The organism is Streptomyces sp. MMG1121 (assembly GCF_001280015.1).
Classification (GTDB): Bacteria; Actinomycetota; Actinomycetes; order Streptomycetales; family Streptomycetaceae; genus Streptomyces.
Genome location: NZ_LGDV01000026.1, coordinates 1 through 2,919 on the forward strand (window position 1 = coordinate 1; position 2,919 = coordinate 2,919).

Below are 2,919 nucleotides of genomic sequence, written 5' to 3' on the forward strand. Positions count from 1 at the left end.
CGTCCGATCCAGCAACCCGGCCTCGGCCGAACCCTCCGCCGCGAACAACACCCCACGCAACGGCCGCTCCAAAAAGGCGTCCAGCTCCCCGCACACCGCGTCCAAAGCAGCAGCGAACACCGGAAACACCCCGGCCAACTCCCGGCCCATCCCCAACCGCTGCGACCCCTGCCCCGAGAAGAGGAAGGCCAGCGCGCCATCGGTGGCTATGCCACGGACGACATGGGGGGCGTCCTGACCGTCGGCGAGAGCCGACAGCCCCCGGAACCGTGCGTCGTCCCCATCCGCGCCGGCTGCCGTGAGCACGACCGCACGGTGCTCCAGGTGCGCCCGCGAAGTGGCCAGCGAGAATCCGAGGTCCACCGGGCGGAGATCCGGCCGTCGCTCGACGAAGGACGCCAGCTCCCGGGCCTGGGACCACAGGGCCTGTTCGCCACGCCCCGAGAGCGGCAGAGGGAGCAACTCTCCCTCGCCGAACACCGCTTCGGGCTCCTCGGGGGACTCTCCGTCCGCCACCTCGAGCGGTGCCTGCTCCAGGATGACGTGCGCATTGGTGCCGCTGATGCCGAACGACGAAACGCCCGCACGCCGCGGACGGTCGGCCGCCTCCGGCCACTCCACCGCCTCGGTCAGCAGCGAGACCGCGCCCGCCGACCAGTCGACCTGCGGGGTCGGCTCGTCCGCGTGCAGGGTCTTCGGCAGCACGCCGTGCTGCATCGCCAGCACCATCTTGATCACGCCCGCCACGCCCGCGGCGCCCTGCGTGTGCCCGATGTTGGACTTCAACGACCCCAGCAGCAGGGGCCGCCCGGCCTCCCGACCCTGCCCGTACGTCGCCAGCAGCGCCTGCGCCTCGATCGGATCGCCCAACGCGGTGCCCGTGCCGTGCGCCTCGACGGCGTCCACTGCGTCCGGGGCGATCCGAGCGCCGGCCAGGGCCTGCAGGATGACGCGCTGCTGGGCCGGGCCGTTGGGGGCCGTGAGGCCGTTGCTCGCGCCGTCCTGGTTGACCGCGCTGCCGCGCAGCACCGCCAGGACCTGGTGGCCGTTGCGCTGGGCGTCGGACCGGCGCCCTCGGCCCATCCCGTACCATCCGCGGCCGCCCCGAAGGACTTGCACCGGCCGTCGGGGGACAGCCCGCGCTGGCGGCTGAACTCGATGAACGCGCCCGGCCCCGACATCACGGTGGCGCCGCCCACGAGCGCCATCGAGCACTCGCCCTGGCGCAGCGCGCGAGCGGCCAGGTGCAGTGCCACCAGCGACGACGAGCAGGCGGTGTCCACGGTGACCGCGGGGCCCTCCAGCCCGAAGGTGTACGCGATGCGCCCGGAGGCGACACTGGCGGTGTTCCCGGTCATCAGGTGGCCGACCAGGCCCTCCGCCGCGTCCTGCGGCCGAGGCCCGTAGTCCGTACCGGTCAGCCCGATGAAGACGCCGGTCTGGCTGCCGCGCATGGTGCCGGGATCGATCCCGGCCCGCTCGAAGGCCTCCCAGGAGATTTCCAGCAGCAGGCGCTGCTGCGGGTCCATGGCCAGCGCCTCGCGGGGCGAGATCCCGAAGAATCCGGCGTCGAAGTCGGCGACGTCGTGCAGGAATCCGCCCTGGCGCGCGTAGAACGTGCCGGTCTTCTCAGGGTCCGGGTCGTAGAGGCCGTCGATGTCCCAGCCCCGGTCCTCGGGAAAATCCGAGATTCCCTCCGCACCGGAAGCGACCATCCGCCAGAGGTCTTCCGGGTGTCGAATCCCGCCCGGCAGTCGGCAGCCCATCGCCACTATGGCAATCGGTTCCTGCTCGGCCTCCTCCAGCTCACGAACACGCTGGCGCGTTTGACGCAGATCGGCCGTTACCCACTTGAGGTAATCGCGAAGAGTCTCTTCATTAGCCATTCCACGCCACCTATTCAGGGCAGGCCAACGGCTTCCCGGGTGACATATATCCCGGGCGCACCGCTGGGCACTTCACCAAACCTGACTGAAAACTATGAGAGCCCAACGGCGGGTTCAACCCCTACCCCGCCCCCTAGGGCCCCCAGCCAACCCGGCCGCCACCAGCAAGGAATGCCGGAAAACGCACGGCCATGGCCAGGGGTCCGCACCCCGCCTCGACGCCGACGACCCCGCCCCTTTGCGATTGCCCTCCAGGACTTCCCGCTAGGACCGGCCGAGTTCCTCGTTGATCAAAGCGAATATCTCCTCGTCCGAACCCGATTCGAGGATGTCCGCCGCGTTATCGGTGCGCGCCTCGCTCTGCGGGTCGTCCCATTTGGCCAGCAGGGTCTGAAGCCGCACCTTTACCTTTGCCCGGGTCACGCCGTCAGGGGTGGCCAGCGAAAGCGCCTGCTCCACACTGTCCAACTCCTCGTCCAGCGACCGCGCGGACGATTCCTCCGCCGGCAGCAGCTCGGCGAGCAACCACCGCGCCAGCACCTCGGAATTCGGATAGTCGAAGACCAGAGTGGCCGGCAGCTGGAGTCCGGTCGCCGTGGTGATGCGGTTCCGTAGTTCTACGGCGGTGAGCGAGTCGAAGCCCAGGTCCTTGAACGCCCGGCCCGCCTCGATCGGCTCCGTACTCGGGATGTCCAGTACGGTGGCCACCTCAGCGCGTACGAAGTCCAGCATCGCGCGGCCCCGCTCGGCGACCACCAGCCCCGCGAGCCGCGGGACGAGACCGGACGACGGGGTGGGCCCGGCCTCGACCGCTCGGCGACCCGGCACGCGCAACAGGCTTCGAAGGACTACAGGTACGGAGTCCTGCGACTGCGCGCGCACCGCGGCGGTGTCCATCCGCATCGGGACTAGCACCGGTTCGGCATCGGCGAGCGCCGCGTCGTAGAGGGTGAGTCCTTCGTCGGTGGACAGCGCGGTCATCCCGGCGCGTGCCATCCGGCGCACATCGCTGTGTGCCAGGTGACCGGTCATG

General features: G+C 70.3%; 1 protein-coding gene and 1 pseudogene. Both read right to left on the minus strand.

Features of this window, described 5'->3' with window-relative positions; all coding sequences use genetic code 11:
• Positions 1–1,886, minus strand: a pseudogene (locus ADK64_RS42445) (type I polyketide synthase); the annotation flags it as partial.
• Positions 1,887–2,150: 264 nt separating this feature from the next.
• Positions 2,151–2,919: phosphopantetheine-binding protein (locus tag ADK64_RS04915; protein ID WP_053655184.1), on the minus strand; the 769-nt coding region annotated here is incomplete at its 5' end.